Annotated in this window: 14 protein-coding genes; 7 read left to right on the forward strand and 7 right to left on the reverse strand. The window is 71.0% G+C overall.

Annotation, left to right across the window (positions count from 1 at the left end; genetic code table 11):
- The first annotated feature begins 53 nt into the window (after positions 1 to 53).
- The 5 genes from B446_RS10145 to B446_RS10165 all read left to right on the forward strand — a co-directional run bounded on the left by B446_RS10145 (position 54) and on the right by B446_RS10165 (position 4411).
- On the forward strand, positions 54 to 740 hold the full coding sequence (locus B446_RS10145) for a maleylpyruvate isomerase family mycothiol-dependent enzyme (RefSeq protein WP_020939335.1): 687 nt from the start codon (positions 54 to 56) through the stop codon (positions 738 to 740).
- Between the two features lie 44 nt (positions 741 to 784).
- A complete protein-coding gene (locus B446_RS10150) occupies positions 785 to 1441 on the forward strand; it encodes an MBL fold metallo-hydrolase (protein ID WP_020939336.1) in 657 nt (218 codons plus the stop codon).
- A 360-nt stretch (positions 1442 to 1801) separates the two neighbouring features.
- Complete coding sequence (locus tag B446_RS10155; protein ID WP_020939337.1) at positions 1802 to 2686, forward strand: ABC transporter substrate-binding protein; 885 nt, start codon at positions 1802 to 1804, stop codon at positions 2684 to 2686.
- On the forward strand, positions 2683 to 3624 hold the full coding sequence (locus B446_RS10160; RefSeq protein ID WP_020939338.1) for an amino acid ABC transporter permease: 942 nt from the start codon (positions 2683 to 2685) through the stop codon (positions 3622 to 3624). The genes B446_RS10155 and B446_RS10160 overlap by 4 nt, the downstream gene beginning before the upstream one ends.
- 19 nt (positions 3625 to 3643) lie before the next feature.
- Positions 3644 to 4411, forward strand: coding sequence for an amino acid ABC transporter ATP-binding protein (locus tag B446_RS10165; protein WP_020939339.1), 768 nt, complete (start codon positions 3644 to 3646; stop codon positions 4409 to 4411).
- Between the two features lie 12 nt (positions 4412 to 4423).
- Here the strand turns inward: B446_RS10165 and aroQ are convergent, their stop codons facing one another.
- On the reverse strand, positions 4424 to 4897 hold the full coding sequence (gene aroQ, locus B446_RS10170; protein ID WP_020939340.1) for a type II 3-dehydroquinate dehydratase: 474 nt from the start codon (positions 4895 to 4897) through the stop codon (positions 4424 to 4426).
- A gap of 205 nt (positions 4898 to 5102) precedes the next feature.
- On the opposite strand from aroQ, the gene B446_RS10175 reads away from it, so the two are divergent.
- Positions 5103 to 6386, forward strand: coding sequence for an MFS transporter (locus B446_RS10175; protein WP_020939341.1), 1284 nt, complete (start codon positions 5103 to 5105; stop codon positions 6384 to 6386).
- A gap of 16 nt (positions 6387 to 6402) precedes the next feature.
- Here the strand turns inward: B446_RS10175 and B446_RS10180 are convergent, their stop codons facing one another.
- The 6 genes from B446_RS10180 to B446_RS10205 form a co-directional block, all read right to left on the reverse strand.
- Positions 6403 to 7500: a calcium:proton antiporter gene (locus B446_RS10180; protein ID WP_020939342.1), complete on the reverse strand. Its 1098-nt coding sequence runs from the start codon at positions 7498 to 7500 to the stop codon at positions 6403 to 6405.
- A gap of 160 nt (positions 7501 to 7660) precedes the next feature.
- Positions 7661 to 8698 carry a TerC family protein gene (locus tag B446_RS10185; RefSeq protein ID WP_052352141.1) on the reverse strand — a complete coding sequence of 346 codons (1038 nt, stop codon included), beginning with the start codon at positions 8696 to 8698 and terminating at the stop codon, positions 7661 to 7663.
- 223 nt (positions 8699 to 8921) lie between these two features.
- Positions 8922 to 10733, reverse strand: coding sequence for a TerD family protein (locus tag B446_RS10190; protein ID WP_020939344.1), 1812 nt, complete (start codon positions 10731 to 10733; stop codon positions 8922 to 8924).
- Between the two features lie 57 nt (positions 10734 to 10790).
- A complete protein-coding gene (locus B446_RS10195; protein WP_020939345.1) occupies positions 10791 to 11369 on the reverse strand; it encodes a TerD family protein in 579 nt (192 codons plus the stop codon).
- A 166-nt stretch (positions 11370 to 11535) separates the two neighbouring features.
- Positions 11536 to 13680, reverse strand: coding sequence for an excinuclease ABC subunit UvrB (uvrB, locus tag B446_RS10200; protein ID WP_020939346.1), 2145 nt, complete (start codon positions 13678 to 13680; stop codon positions 11536 to 11538).
- 49 nt (positions 13681 to 13729) lie between these two features.
- Positions 13730 to 14599, reverse strand: a complete 870-nt coding sequence (locus B446_RS10205) for an MHYT domain-containing protein (protein ID WP_020939347.1) — start codon at positions 14597 to 14599, stop codon at positions 13730 to 13732.
- 278 nt (positions 14600 to 14877) lie between these two features.
- Between B446_RS10205 and B446_RS10210 the strand changes: the two genes are divergently transcribed.
- Positions 14878 to 15753, forward strand: a complete 876-nt coding sequence (locus B446_RS10210) for a glycerophosphodiester phosphodiesterase (RefSeq protein ID WP_020939348.1) — start codon at positions 14878 to 14880, stop codon at positions 15751 to 15753.
- Positions 15754 to 15810: the final 57 nt, after the last annotated feature.

Raw genomic sequence — 15810 nt, forward strand, 5'->3', positions numbered from 1 at the left:
GGGCGGGCTTCACCACCTTCACCCGAAGGTGTGGTGAGGCTAATGTCAGGCCCATGATTGATCACGCTCATGACCTGGCATGTGTACATGACGCGACCGAGCGGCTCCTCAGCGCTGTCGCCGAACTGGACAACGCCTCGCTCGCCGAGCCGTCACGCCTGCCCGGCTGGACCCGCGGTCACGTCCTCGCCCACCTCGCCCGCAACGCAGACGCCCTCGTGAACGTCCTCGGGGGCCGCCCGATGTACCCGAGCGCCGAGGCCCGGGACGCCGACATCGAGCGGGACGCCCCGCGCCCCCTGGACGTCCAGCTCGCCGACGTGCGCGAGAGCGCGGCCCGCTTCGAGGCCACCGGGGCCGCGCCGGCGGACTGGGGGCGCACGGTGGAACTGCGCAACGGGGTCACCGACGCCGCGGCCCGCGTGCCGTTCCGGCGGTGGATCGAGGTCGAGCTGCACCACGTCGACCTGGGGGTCGGTTACGAGCTGGAGGATCTTCCGGCCGAGTTCACCGAGCGCGAGATCGACTTCCTGACGCAGCGGTTCTCCGGCCACCCCGACGTCCCGGCGACCCGGGTCACGGCGGGCACGCGCGCGTGGAGCACGGGACGCGCGGCGGCCGAGCCCGAGGTGACGGTCGACGGCACCCCCGCGGACCTGCTCGGCTGGCTCGCCGGGCGCCGCGAGGGCGAGGCGCTGAAGACCACGGGCGGCGCTCTGCCGACGCTGCCGCCGCTGTAGCGCGACGCCGGTCCGCCGGCCCCTCTCCGCTATAGGCTGCCGCCATGACGTACAGCGGAGAGGTCAAGGTCGGCGGACCGGCGGACGTGCACGAGCTGAAAGACCTGATGATCACCAAGATCGCGGTCGGCCCGATGGACAACAACGCCTATCTGCTGCGCTGCCGGGCCACCGACGAGCAACTCCTCGTCGACGCCGCCAACGAGGCGCGCACCCTGCTCGGCATGATCGGTGACGACGGCATCGCGTCCGTCGTCACCACGCACCGGCACGGCGACCACTGGCAGGCGCTCGCCGAGGTCGTCTCCGCCACGGGCGCCCGCACCTACGCGGGCCGCGAGGACGCGCCCGGCATCCCGGTGCCCACCGACGTCCTGGTCGACGACGGGGACGTCATCAGGGTGGGGCGGGTGGAACTCACCGCGCGTCATCTCGTCGGGCACACCCCGGGCTCCATCGCCCTGGTCTACGACGACCCGCACGGTCACCCCCACGTGTTCACCGGCGACTGCCTGTTCCCGGGCGGCGTCGGCAACACCCACAAGGACCCGAAGGCGTTCGCAAGCCTGATCCACGACGTCGAGACGAAGATCTTCGACGTGCTGCCGGACGAGACGTGGGTGTACCCGGGACACGGGAATGACACCACCCTGGGCACGGAGCGGCCGCATCTCCCCGAGTGGCACGCGCGCGGCTGGTGACAACGGCGCCCGCGCGACGCGGGGTCCCCGCACACCGGGCGCACCACGGGCGCTCACCGGAGACCACGCCCGGCCGCGCACTCCCCCGAACGCGCCCGGTGTGAACGGTTCGCACGCGCCGGACACCCGTGCGCGCTCCCGGCGCGTGCCGCCAGGAGGTCAACTGGTGATGGCCCCGCACAGGATGACGGCTCCTGAGCGGCAGGGCCGCCGGTCTCCAACCCCGCCCTCGACCGGCGGCCCAGGCCGGGGCGGCCGCACGGCGGTGCGCGGTTCACACGGCTGCAACACCGTTCCCACCATGCGGACAGTTACCCCCGTGACCTGGACAAACAGGGGGTTCGCTGCCAATCTCCCGCCATGCACCCTGCCCCTCGCGCCCTGCGCCGCGCGGTATCCGCCGCGACCATAGCCCTGCTCGCCACCGCCGTCGGCTGTGCTCCGCAGCCCGAGGACAAGGCGACGACCTCCTCGTCGGGGTCCGCCGCGAAGAGCTGCGCCCCGGGCAAGCTGGCCACCAAGACGTCCGGGAAGCTGACCGTCGCGACCGACGAACCGGCCTACGAGCCCTGGTTCAAGGACGACAAGCCGGCGAACGGCAAGGGCTTCGAGTCCGCCGTCGCCTACGCCGTCGCCGAGCGACTGGGCTACGGCCGCGGCGCGGTGGTCTGGCAGAGCGTCCCCTTCAACAAGGCGTTCGCGCCCGGTGCGAAGACCTTCGACTTCGACATCAACCAGGTGTCGATCAGCACCGAGCGCAAGAAGGCCGTGGACTTCTCCTCCGGCTACTACGACGTCCGCCAGGCCGTCATCGCGCTCAAGGGCGGCAAGGCCGCCAAGGCGACGAGCATCGCGGACCTGAGGAACCTCAAGCTGGGCGCCCAGGTGGGCACCACCAGCCTCGACTACATCACCGACGTCGTGAAGCCGAAGCAGCAGGCCGCGGTGTACGCCAAGAACGACCAGGCCAAGTCCGCCCTGAAGAACGGTCAGGTCGACGCCGTCGTCACCGACCTGCCCACCGCGTTCTACATCACCTCCGCCGAGGTGACCGACGCCCGGATCGTCGGCCAGTTCGAGAACCAGGGCGCCGCGCCCGAGCAGTTCGGGCTCGTGCTCGACAAGGGAAGCGCGCTGACCTCGTGCGTGAGCGGCGCCGTCGACGCCCTGCGCAAGGACGGCACCCTGGCGAGGATCGAGAAGCAGTGGCTCTCCGACGCCGTCGACGCGCCGGTGCTCAAGTGACGGTCACCAAAGGCGAGTCCGCGCGGGAGGGAGCGGACGACGAGGGCGACATGACCGGCGGCGCCGGGGACCCGGTCCCGGGCGCCACGGACGGCTACACGCCGTCCGCACGGCGGCTGGAGCGCGAGCGCCACAAGAGGGCGCGCGCCCGCCGCGCCACGGCCGTCGCCGCGCTCTCCACCCTGGTCACCGCCGTCGTGCTCTACCTGGTCGTCGTCAACGCCCCCGGCTGGCCGCGCACCAAGGAGACGTTCTTCAGCGCGCAGTACGCGCGCGAGGCGCTGCCGAAGGTCCTCGACGGGCTGTGGCTGAACGTCCGCCTCCTGTTCGTCTGCGGCGCCGCCGTGCTGGTCCTCGGCATGCTCATCGCGATCGCCCGGACCCTGCGCGGCCCGGTGTTCTTCCCGCTGCGCGCGCTGGCGGCGGCGTACACCGACTTCTTCCGCGGACTGCCGCTGATCATCAATCTGATGATCGTGGTCCTCGGGGTGCCCGCCCTGCGGCTGCAGGGCGTGACGGTCGATCCGGTACTGCTGGGCGGTACGGCACTGACCCTGACGTACTCGGCGTACGTGGCCGAGGTGTTCCGCGCCGGCATCGAGTCCGTCCACCCCTCGCAGCGCGCCGCGGCCCGCTCGCTGGGCCTGACCAACCGGCAGGCCCTGCGGTACGTCGTGCTCCCCCAGGCGGTGCGCCGTCAGGTGCCGCCCCTGCTCAACGACCTGGTGTCGCTGCAGAAGGACACCGGCCTGGTCTCGATCGGCGGCGCGATCGACGCCGTACGCGCGGCCGACATCATCGTGGGCCGCAGTCTCAACTACACGCCGTACATCGTCGCGGGCCTGGTGTTCGTGGCGCTGACCATCCCCATGACCCGCTTCACGGACTGGGTGACGGCCAGGATGGACCGGCAGCGGGCCCAGGGAGGATCCCTGTGAGTCCCGAGGGAGGATCGCTATGAGTACGGCACCCGGCGGCGAAGCGCCCGTGCTGCGGATGGAGTCCGTCCGCAAGACCTTCGGGGACTCGGTCGTGCTGCGGGACATCGGCCTGGAGGTCGCCCCGCACACGGTGACGGCGCTGATCGGCGCCTCGGGCTCCGGCAAGTCCACGCTGCTGCGCTGCGCCAACCTTCTGGAGGAGATCGACGACGGCGCGATCTGGCTGGACGGCGAGGAGATCACCGACCCGCGTGCCGACCAGGACGCGGTGCGGCGCCGGATCGGCGTGGTGTTCCAGGCGTACAACCTCTTCCCGCACATGACCGTGCTGGACAACATCACCCTCGCCCCGCGCCGGGTGCACGGAGTCGTGCGTGCCGAGGCCGAGGAGCGGGCCAGGGGGCTGCTGGAGCGCCTCGGCCTGGCGGACAAGGCGGACGCCTACCCGGACCGGCTCAGCGGCGGCCAGCAGCAGCGCGCGGCCATCGTGCGGGCGCTCGCGGTGCGGCCCCGGCTGCTGCTGCTCGACGAGATCACGGCGGCGCTCGACCCCGAACTCGTGGGCGAGGTGCTGAACGTCGTCCGTGACCTCAAGGACGAGGGCATGACCATGGTGCTGGCGACGCACGAGATGGGTTTCGCCCGGGACGTCGCCGACCAGGTCTGCTTCCTCGACGGAGGGGTGGTCCTGGAACGCGGTACCGCCGAGCAGGTCTTCGGCGACCCGCGGCAGGAGCGCACCCGGCGGTTCCTGCGGCGGATCGTGGAGGCCGGCCGCCTGTAGCGGCTCCGGGGGCTACGCGTCGGCCCGCGCCGCCCCCAGCAGGGCGGCGACCCGCTCCACGCCGAACACGTAGCCCTGCACCCCGCAGCCCGCGATCACGCCGTCGGCGCGCAGGGAGACGTAGCTGTGGTGCCGGAACGACTCGCGCTGGTGGATGTTGGAGATGTGCACCTCCAGCACGGGCATCCCGTCGCAGGTGTTGAGCGCGTCCAGGATCGCGACCGAGGTGTGGGAGTAGGCGCCGGGGTTGATGACGATCCCGCAGTGGCCGCCGCGGGCCTCGTGGATCCAGTCGACCAGCTCGCCCTCGTGGTTGGACTGCCGGAGATCCACCGTGCCGCCGTGCGCGGCCGCCGCCCGGGCGCACATCGCCTCGACGTCGGCAAGGGTGTCCTTGCCGTAGATCTCGGGCTGGCGCTGGCCGAGGAGGTTCAGGTTGGGCCCGTTGAGAATCATGATCGGGGCGTTGGCCAGGGTGCGGGGCACGGTTCCTCCGGTCCGGTCGGGGCGGCTGCGGCCGCCTTCTGGGACCCGGTCTATCACGGTCCGCGCTCCCGGCCGGGGCCGGTGTCCGCGGGCCGCCTCGGCGTGCGCCGGACCCGTCCGATCGCCTCCGCGCGCCCCGTAACCCTTGATCACTTCGGCTGGTTGAGGCGGCATGCACGCTGTACGGGCCGCAAGGAGCCCTTCCATGCCGCGGCTCGCGGCCGCCTCGCTCGCCGGCACCGCGATCGAGTTCTACGACTTCTTCGTCTACGGGACCGCCGCGGCGCTGGTCCTGGGGCCGCTGTTCTTCCCGGGCTTCTCGCCGCTGGCGGGGACGCTGGCGGCGTTCGTGACGTTCGGGGTGGGGTTCGTGGCCCGCCCACTGGGTTCGGTCCTGTTCGGGCACCTCGGGGACCGGCGCGGACGGCGGCCGGTGCTCGTGGTCTCGCTGCTGCTGACCGGTGCCTCGACGGTCGCGGTCGGCTGCGTCCCGGCCTACGGGTCCATCGGCGTGGCCGCTCCCGTACTGCTGCTCGTCCTGCGGTTCCTGCAGGGGCTGGGGCTCGGCGGGGAGTGGGGCGGGGCGGTGCTGCTGACCGCCGAGCACGCGCCCGCCGGACGGCGCGCCCTGTGGTCGAGCTTCCCCCAGGTGGGACCCGCGCTGGGCTTCGTGCTCGCCAACGGTGTGATGCTCGCCCTGTCGGCGGGGCTGTCCGAGGCACAGTTCGCGCAGTGGGGCTGGCGGGTGCCGTTCTGGGCGGCGGCCGTGCCGGCTCTGGCCGGGCTGTGGCTGCGTTCGTCGCTCCCGGAGACTCCGCGGTTCCTGGAGATCGACGACCACGCGCGCGTGCCGCTCGTCGAGGTGGTCCGGCACCACGGGCGGCTGGTGCTGCTGGCAGCCGGGGCGCTGGCCGCCGGGTACGCGGTGTTCTACGCGGTGACGACCTGGTCGCTGGCCTACGCGACGCAGCGGCTGGGGGTGAGCCGTACCGTCATGCTGACCTGCGTCATGGGCGCGGTGGTGGTGAAGGGCGCGCTCACTCCTCTCCTGGCGCTGCTCGGGGACCGGTTCGGGCGCCGTCCCCTGTGCCTGACGGGGTGCGCGGTCTGCGCGGTGTGGATGCTGCCGATGGTCTCCCTGCTGGCGACCGGCGAGCCGCTGCTGATGTTCCTGGGCATCCTGGGCGCGCTGATCGGTTTCATCACCATGTTCGCGGTGATCGCCGCCTATCTGCCGGAGCTGTTCGAGGCGCGGGTGCGCTGCACGGGTGCCTCGGTCGGCTACAACCTCGGCGGTGTCGTCGGCGGCGCGCTCACCCCGGTCGTGGCGACGGCGCTGGCCGCGCACGGCGGGCGTGTCCCGTGGGGTGTGGGCGTCTATCTGACGGGGATCTGCCTGCTCAGCCTCGGCTGCTTCGCACTCCTGCCGGAGACCCGGCCGGCGCCGGCGCCGGCCATGGAGGCGGAGGCGGACGCTGCGACCGGCTGACCTAGTGGGGTTTGCGCTACGGGTTGATCGCCAGTTCCAGGTAGGCCGCGAACAGCACCAGGTGGACGCCGCCCTGCAGGGGGGTGGCCCGGCCGGGGACCACGGTCAGCGAACTGACCACCACGGTGAGCGCGAGCAGCAGCATGTCGGTGGAACCGAGGCCGAGCACGAGCGGGCCGGGCAGCCAGACGGAGGCGAGTGCGACGGCGGGGATGGTCAGGCCGATGCTGGCCATCGCGGAGCCGAGAGCGAGGTTGAGGCTGGTCTGCACGCGGTCGCGGCGTGCGGAGCGCAGTGCGGCGATCGTCTCGGGGAGCAGCACGAGCAGCGCGATGATCACACCGACGACCGCCTGGTTCAGGCCGGCCGCCTTCACCCCGGACTCGATGGTGGGTGACACGCCTTTCGCCAGGCCGACCACGCCGACGAGGGCGAGACCGAGCAGGCCGAGACTGGTCCAGGCGGTGCGCGCGGACGGTGCCGCGGCGTGGTCGGCGGCGATGACGTCGCCCTGCCGGGTGATCGGCAGGAAGTAGTCGCGGTGCCGCACGGTCTGGGTGGTGACGAACAGGCCGTAGAGGACCAGCGAGGAGACCGCGGCGAACATCAACTGCACGCTGGAGAACTCGGGGCCCGGCTTGCTGGTGGTGAAGGTCGGCAGCACCAGGCTGAGCGTGGCCAGCGTGGCCACCGTGGCCAGGGCGGCGCCGGTGCCCTCGGGGTTGAAGACGGCCGTGCCGTGCCGCAGGGAGGCGACCAGGAGGCAGAGTCCGACGATGCCGTTGCAAGTGATCATCACGGCGGCGAACACGGTGTCCCTGGCCAGGGTGGCACTCTTGTCGCCGCCGTCGACCATGAGGGTGACGATCAGAGCCACCTCGATGATCGTGACCGCGATGGCCAGGACCAGGGAGCCGAAGGGTTCTCCGACCCGGTGGGCGATCACCTCGGCGTGGTGCACCGCCGCGAGTACGGATCCCGCCAGGACCAGGGTGACCAGGCCGACGACCGCTCCGGGCAGGCCGCGTCCCCAGGTGAAGATCAGCAGGATCACCGCGAGCACCGGCACGAGGAGCGTCCACTGCCCGGCGAGCGAGGTGAGCCGTTTGATCATGCCGCGATCGTTGCAGACAGTCACATGATTCGCATTCCGTTCTTTCCGGATGCCTGGTCGTCCTTTCCTGTGCGGGTCCCCCGCTCCTGAGTGGGGCACCGGGCGCCTGCCACGCCCGGCGCCCCAAGGGTCGGGGGACGGTTCACGCCTCCTCGCCCGGTCAGGCGTCGACGCTGTTCCTGCTGTCCCTGCTCTCACCGCCGGCCTTGTCGCCCTCCGCCGGGCTCTCGCCGGCACGGGAGGCCGTGTCGGCGGCCGCCTGCTTCCTGGTGGCCAGCAGGCTGGTGACCGTGGTGACCGCGAGGACCGCGCAGATCACGCCCAGGGAGACCGGGGTGCTGATCTCGGGGACGTGGACGCCGGTCTCGTGCAGCGCGTGCAGCACCAGCTTGACGCCGATGAAGCCGAGGATGACCGACAGGCCGTAGGACAGGTGCACCAGCTTCTTCAGCAGGCCGCCGATGAGGAAGTACAGCTGGCGCAGGCCCATCAGGGCGAAGGCGTTGGCGGTGAAGACGATGTACGGGTCCTGGGTCAGACCGAAGATCGCGGGGATCGAGTCGAGCGCGAACAGCACGTCCGTGGTGCCGATGGCGAGCATCACGACCAGCATCGGGGTCATGACCCGCTTGCCGTTCTGCTCGATCCACAGCTTGGTGCCGTGGTAGCGGTCGGCCACGCCGAACCTGCGCTCGGCCGCCTTCAGCAGCTTGTTCTCCTCGAACTCCTCGTCCTCGTCGTCGCCGCGGGCCTCCTGGACCAGCTTCCAGGCGGTCCAGACCAGGAAGGCACCGAAGAGGAAGAACACCCAGGAGAAGCTGGCCGTGATCGCCGCTCCGGCCGCGATGAACACGGCCCGCAGGACGAGGGCTATGAGGACGCCGACGAGCAGCACCCGCTGCTGGTACTGCGAGGGCACCGCGAACTTCGCCATGATCAGGACGAAGACGAAGAGGTTGTCGACGCTGAGCGATTTCTCGGTGATGAAGCCCGCGAGGAACTCGCCGGCCGGCTGACCGCCGCCGAAGAGGAACAGGCCGAGTCCGAAGAGGCCGGCCAGGGCGATCCAGACGACCGTCCAGATGCCCGCTTCCTTGATCGACACGTCATGGGGCTTGCGCCCGATGAAGAAGTCGACGGCGATCAGGGCGGCGAGACCCACGATGGTCAGGACCCACAGGGTCATGGAGACTTCCATTGCACCTCCGGCAATACGTCATGGCGAACACATTCGCGTGGTCACTGCCGGAGGTCTCTTCCACCCGGTACGGGCCGACGCCCCGGGATCCTCATCGGTCCGTACTGACGGGTGCGTCGCAGCCAGGGAGTACTCCCCTCCGTACGGAAGACAGTACCCCAATCACCAAGGAAAGGTAAAGTGCTAGGTAAAGCTACTGCCAAATCAGCAGCTCATGGGCACTTTACTTACGCTTGGTGCGGGCTTCTGTCAGCTCGGTGAGCACCTGCTCCAGGACCCTGCTGCCGGGCGGCACCAGACAGGGCTCGTACGTCCAGGCGTGACCGACCCACGGGTCGGCGAGGTGGTCGCAGGGCACGGGGGTGAGTCGCATGAGCGAACGCCACAGCGGGTCGAGCAACGGGCCGTAGGCCTCGGCGTCCTCGCGGTCCGCGACCATCAGCAGGTGCACGCCGACGGCCGGTCCCTCGTCGGCGAGATAGCGCAACCGGGTCACGGCCCGGTCGTCGAATCCGTGCGGGAAGTCGTTGACGATCAGCAGCTGCTGGGCGGCGTCGACGTCCGGCGGCAGCGCTTCGGCCGCCCCGCCCCGCACCGCCATCTGCGTGAGGTCGACCCGGCGGGTGAGCCGCTCCAGCACCTCGGCCACGCCCGCGGCGCCACTCGCGGGCGCCGCCGCCACGGCGCCCGTCCGGACGAGCGGCAGCAGCGCTTCGGCGCCGGCTCCGGCCGCGTCGACGACCTGGACGGCGAACTCCCCCGCCGGGTGGACGGCGAGCAGCCGGGCCGCGAGTGCCACGGCGCTCTCCATGGCCAGCCGGCGCGCGGAAGGGGAGTCGTGGACGGTGCCGTCGGGTCCCTCCAGGGGCCCGCTGTCGATCCACAGTCCTCGCTCCAGCGGGAGCCTGGCCAGCAGCGGGATGCGCAGCAGCGCGCTCTCGGGGAGGCAGAGGTCGCCGAGTCGCAGGGCCATGGGGGGCTCGGCCGGTACCCGGTAGCCGTGCCAGACGGGGTTGTCCCAGCGGGCGAAGGCCGGCGGGAGCGCCGGCTCGACGACCTCGGACTCGGCGGTGAGCTGGGCGAGGTCGCGGTCGAAGGCGGCCCGCGCCTGGTCGGAGAGCTGGGTGTGCCGGGCCTGGGCCGCCTCGCGCGCGGCCTCTCCCGTGCCCCCGAGCCGGTTGCGGGGATCGGCCAGGGCCTGGTCGAGTTCCTTCTCCAGCCGGGAGTCGGCGAACTCGACGGCGCCGCGGTACGCGGCCGTGGTGCGGGCCAGGTCCTCGAACATGCCCCAGACCTGGTTGTACAGCCGCTCCTCCATCGACCAGCCGACCGCGTCGCCCGCCACCGGCGGCGTGGGCTGCCCGGCCGGGGCCGGTGCCTCCGGGGACGGGGACGGCGCGGCGCCGGCACGGCGGTGGGGGTGGCTGTAGTCAATCGGGCCGCCGGGGGCGTCCTGGGACCGCGGCGCCGGTACAGCGCGGGCGAGGCTCGCGGCCACCGCCTCCTGGATGACAGCGGCGAGTTCCCCGGCTCCGGCCAGGCCCTGGTCGGCCAGGAGTGCGGGGAGGCCCAGGGCGTAGCCCTGTCCCACCGCGCGGACCTTCCAGGTGTCGTTCCTGCGGTACAGCTCCAGCGCGACGACGGCCGACTCGGCGTCCAGGCCGGTGAGGGTGAACCGGGCGATCTCGGTGCCGTCCGGGGCGGTGACCGCCGTCTGCGGGGCGGCGACCGCGCCGAACCGGAGGGGGCACCCGGGCTGCGTGGGCAGCGCCAGGAGGACCGAGACGCGCTGGACCGCCTCCGGGAGGGCGGCCAGGTCGACGGCGATCCGGTGGTCGGCGGCGGCCTGCCCGGACACCTCGATCCCGGGCAGGTGGGGGGCGCCGGGGTGGGCCACCCACTCGGCGCCGCGCACGGTGCCGTGCTCGTCGCCGAGCGCGGCACCCGCGAGGACCGGTACGCCGGCGGAGACCCGGATCTCCACCCGGGTCCGGGACAGCGGGTGGTTCTGCCCCCGCACCAGCTCGGCCGTCATCGCCGTCGCCCCCCCTGTGTGGTGTTGTCGTGCGCTGCGCCGTGCGGGGTGGTCGCCCTACAGGTGCGGCAGGATCGTCGGCATCAGGTCCTGGAAGGTGCGGCCCTTGGCGGGCTCGCCGAGTGCGGTCATCGTCCAGCCCGAGCCCACGCGGTGCACCTTGGCCATGATCTGGGCGGTGTACGCGCCGCCGCCCGCCAGCGTGTAGCGGGCGAGTTCCTGGCCGTTGGTCTCGTCCACCAGGCGGCAGAACGCGTTCTGCACCTCCTGGAACGTCTGACCGGTGAAGGAGTTCACGGTGAAGACGATCTGGTCGATGTGGACCGGGACCCGCTGCAGGTCGACCAGGATGGCCTCGTCGTCGCCGCCCTGGCCGGAGCCGCCGACGAGGTTGTCTCCGGTGTGGCGCACGGAGCCGTCGTCGCTGACCAGGTGGCGGAAGAAGACGACGTCGACCGGCTGCTTCTCGGCGAAGAGGACGGCCGAGGCGTCCAGGTCGATCTCCTGCGTGCGCGAGCCGAACAGGCCCCGGCGCTTCGCCGCCTGCCAGCCGAGACCCATACGGACGGCGGTCAGGGTGGCGCCGTCCTTCTTCTCCAGGCTGATGGCCTGACCCTTGGACAGATTGACGGTCACGGCTGTCTTCCCCTCTCGTTTTCCCCTGTTGCCGCGCAGCGCGCGGTTGCCAGAACCCTACGCAGGAGCACTGACAGTGCCGAACCCCGGCCCACGGTTTGTGTCGGTGTTGCAACACAGCGCGCGGACACCGGGGTCCGGTGGGGCCGTTAGGGCCGCCGGGGAGTCAGGCGATGCCTGCCTCCCGCATCTGGCGCAGCTCCTTCTTCATCTCGGAGACCTCGTCACGCAGCCGGGCGGCGATCTCGAACTTCAGCTCGGCTGCGGCCGCCCGCATCCGGTCCGTCATCTCCTCGATCTGCTCGGCGAGCTCGGCCGCGGGACGGTCCGTCGGCACCGTGGCCGTCTTGCCCTTGGCGGCCTTGCCCGCCTTCGCGCCCTTGAGCGACTTGTCGCCCAGCGACGGCACGGGTGCCTTGGCGCTCTTGCCGTCCTTGGGGTTGCGGTAGCCGGTGCCGAGGAGCTGTTCGGTGTCGACCTCCTCGCGGGCGATCTGCGCGACGATGTCGTTGATCTTCTTGCGCAGCGGCTGCGGGTCGATGCCGTTGGCCTTGTTGTAGGCGACCTGCTTCTCCCGGCGCCGGTTGGTCTCGTCGATGGCCTTCTCCATCGCCGGGGTGATCTTGTCGGCGTACATGTGGACCTGGCCGGAGACGTTGCGCGCCGCGCGGCCGATGGTCTGGATGAGGGAGGTCCCGGAGCGCAGGAAGCCCTCCTTGTCGGCGTCGAGGATGGCCACCAGGGACACCTCGGGCAGGTCGAGGCCCTCGCGCAGGAGGTTGATGCCGACCAGGACGTCGAACTCACCGGCGCGCAGCTCACGCAGCAGCTCGACCCGGCGCAGGGTGTCGACGTCGCTGTGCAGGTAGCGCACCTGGATGCCCATTTCCAGGAAGTAGTCGGTGAGGTCCTCGGCCATCTTCTTGGTCAGCGTGGTGACCAGGACGCGCTCGTCCTTCTCGGTGCGGGTGCGGATCTCGTGCACCAGGTCGTCGATCTGGCCCTCGGTGGGCTTGACCACCACCTCCGGGTCGACCAGACCCGTCGGCCGGATGATCTGCTCGACGACGCCGTCGCCGCGGGAGAGCTCGTAGGCGCCCGGGGTCGCCGACAGGTAGACCGTCTGCCCGATCCGCCCCTGGAACTCCTCCCACTTCAGCGGGCGGTTGTCCAGCGCGGAGGGCAGCCGGAAGCCGTGGTCGACGAGCGTGCGCTTGCGGGAGGCGTCGCCCTCGTACATGGCACCGATCTGCGGCACGGTGACGTGCGACTCGTCGATGACGAGCAGGAAGTCGTCCGGGAAGTAGTCCAGCAGGGTGTTGGGCGGGGAGCCCGGCAGACGCCCGTCGAAGTGCATCGAGTAGTTCTCCACGCCGGAGCAGGTGCCGATCTGGCGGAGCATCTCGATGTCGTAGGTGGTGCGCATCCGCAGACGCTGGGCCTCCAGCAGCTTGCCCTGCTTCTCCAGCTCGGCCAGCCGCTCCACCAGCTCCTTCTCGATGTCGTTGACGGCCCGCTCCATGCGCTCGGGTCCCGCGACGTAGTGGGAGGCGGGGAAGACGTACAGCTGCTGGTCGTCGCTGATGATCTCGCCGGTGATCGGGTGGAGCGTGGACAGCGCCTCGATCTCGTCGCCGAACATCTCGATGCGGACGGCCAGCTCCTCGTAGACCGGGAAGATCTCGATGGTGTCGCCGCGCACCCGGAAGGTGCCGCGGCTGAAGGCCACGTCGTTGCGCGTGTACTGGATGTCGACGAAGCGGCGCAGCAGCTGGTCGCGGTCGATCTCGTCGCCGACCCGCAGGGGGACCATGCGGTCCACGTACTCCTGCGGCGTGCCCAGGCCGTAGATGCAGGAGACCGAGGCCACCACGATGACGTCGCGGCGGGTGAGCAGCGAGTTCGTCGCCGAGTGACGCAGCCGCTCGACCTCCTCGTTGATCGAGGAGTCCTTCTCGATGTAGGTGTCCGACTGCGGGACGTAGGCCTCGGGCTGGTAGTAGTCGTAGTACGAGACGAAGTACTCGACCGCGTTGTTCGGGAGGAGCTCGCGGAACTCGTTGGCCAGCTGGGCGGCCAGCGTCTTGTTCGGCGCCATCACGAGGGTGGGGCGCTGGAGCTTCTCGATCATCCAGGCGGTGGTGGCGGACTTTCCGGTGCCGGTCGCGCCCAGCAGGACGACATCCTTCTCGCCGGCCTCGATGCGCTTGGCCAGGTCGGCGATGGCCGCCGGCTGGTCGCCGCCGGGCTGGTAGGGACTGACGACCTCGAAAGGCGCCACCGTGCGTTCGATGTGAGAGACGGGCCGCATGCCATCAACCGTACGACCCTCCACTGACAACCGGTTCCGGTCAGCGGTTCTACGGGGTGCGGGAGGCGTGGTGGCGCTCGTGCCGGACCGGCCGGCGGGCGGTGTGGGGCTGCGTTCGGCGGTCCTGGTGGGAGGGCACGGCGGCGGCCGGGACGCCCGGCTTCTCCTCGACGGGGGAACGGGCCGGGTTCCCCGTGATCATCAGGGGGTCGCGCATCACGACGACGCCCGCGATGAGCAGGAAGACGAGCGGGCCGATGAGCATGGGGGCGAGGACGTCGGCCCCGGAGCCGGTCGTGGCGGCGCTGGGCGGGGTGTGGAGGTGGACGTCGAGGGCGGCCATGCCCATGTAGTGCATGCCGCTGACGGCGAGGCCCATCACGAGGCTGGCGCCCACGCTCCACAGGAAGCCACGGACGCGGCCGGCCGCCCACAGGGCGGCCGTGGCGGCCACGACCGCTATGACGACGGAGGCGGCGACGGTGAGGGTGTTGTACGTGAACCTGCCGTCGAACTGCATGCCGGCCATGCCCAGGTAGTGCATCGAGGCGACGCCCAGACCGGTGATCGTGCCGCCGGTGAACAAGGCGGTGCCGGTGGCGCCCCGGTAGCCGACGATGAAGATCCCGACGCCCACCATGACGACGGCGAGGGCGAGGCTCGCATAGGTGATCGGCTGGTCGTAGTGGATCGGCGTCTCCTTGATGCTGAAGCCGATCATGGCGACGAAGTGCATGGTCCAGATACCGGAGCCGATCGCGGCCGAGCCGAGGGCCAGCCAGGCGGGCCGCCGGGAGTGCGTGACCAGCAAGGATCTCGTGGTGCAGCGCAGGCCGAGGGCGCCACCGAGGCAGGCCATCAGATAGGCCACCAACGGGGTGACGGCCCCGTAACTGAATCCGTCGACCGTGCCCTGCATGCGCGGCTGCCCTTCCGCCCTGTTCCGTCCCGGAATATCCGACTTGCGCCCCCGTCCCAGGACCGCGGGGGCGACCAGGGTTGACGCTGAGAGTATGACCCCCACCGGAATGGTCGAACGATTTTCCGGCAAAGAAACACGGTCTTGCCCCACTTGTGCGGCACTCGTGAGCGGACTTGCACGCTGTCGTTCACCGGGTGGCCGCTCCGCGCACGCGTGCTCTTACCGTCTGCTGTCAAGCTGGTGCTGTCGGTAACCGATCGACGCGAGGAGACCGCATGTACGCGCGCGCAGTCGCCGCCACGACCACCGTGATCCTGGGTACGGCAGCCCTGCTGACCCCCCTGTCCGCGGCCGAGGCCCGGGCGGGCGAGGTCGGCCGTCCCACGGTGGTCGCACACCGTGGTGCCTCGGCCTACGCCCCCGAAAATACGCTCGCTTCCATCGACAAGGCCGCGGAGCTCGGCTTCACCTGGGTGGAGAACGACGTGCAGCGCACCAAGGACGGCGAGCTGGTCGTCATCCACGACGACAGCCTGCGGCGCACGACGGACGTCGAGAAGGTCTTCCCGGACCGGGCGCCCTGGAAGGTGAAGGACTTCACCGCCGCCGAGATCTCCCGGCTGGACGCCGGCAGCTGGTTCTCGCCCGCGTACGCGGGCACGCGCGTGCCGACGCTCGAGCAGTACATGCGCCGGGTCGAGCGCAACCACGAGAAACTGCTGCTGGAGATCAAGAACCCCGAGCTCTACCCCGGCATCGAGCAGCAGACGCTGAAGCTGCTGAGCAACGAGGGCTGGCTGGGCCCCCGGCACCACGACCGGCTGATCGTCCAGAGCTTCAGCGCCGACTCCTTGCGGACGGTGCACGAGCTGAGGCCGGCCGTCACCACCGCCTACCTCGGCAGGCCGCCCGTCGCGGAGCTGCCCGAGTACGCGCACTTCGTCGATCTGATCAATCCCTCGTACGGGTCGATCTCCGGCGCCTACGTCTCCGCGGTGCACACCTTCACCGGGCCGCACGGCAGGACGCTCGGCGTGTTCGCGTGGACGGTGGACGACCCGGCCACCGCCTGGCAGGTCGCCGGCTACGGCGTCGACGGGGTCATCACCAACCGGCCCGACGTGGTCAGGGCCGCCCTGGGGACGGACTGAGCCTCCGGGCCGGCTGCCGTGCGGCGGGCGTTGTCAGTGGCGGGTCGTACGGTGGGC

It is taken from the genome of Streptomyces collinus Tu 365 (assembly GCF_000444875.1).
Taxonomy (GTDB): Bacteria; Actinomycetota; Actinomycetes; order Streptomycetales; family Streptomycetaceae; genus Streptomyces; species Streptomyces collinus_A.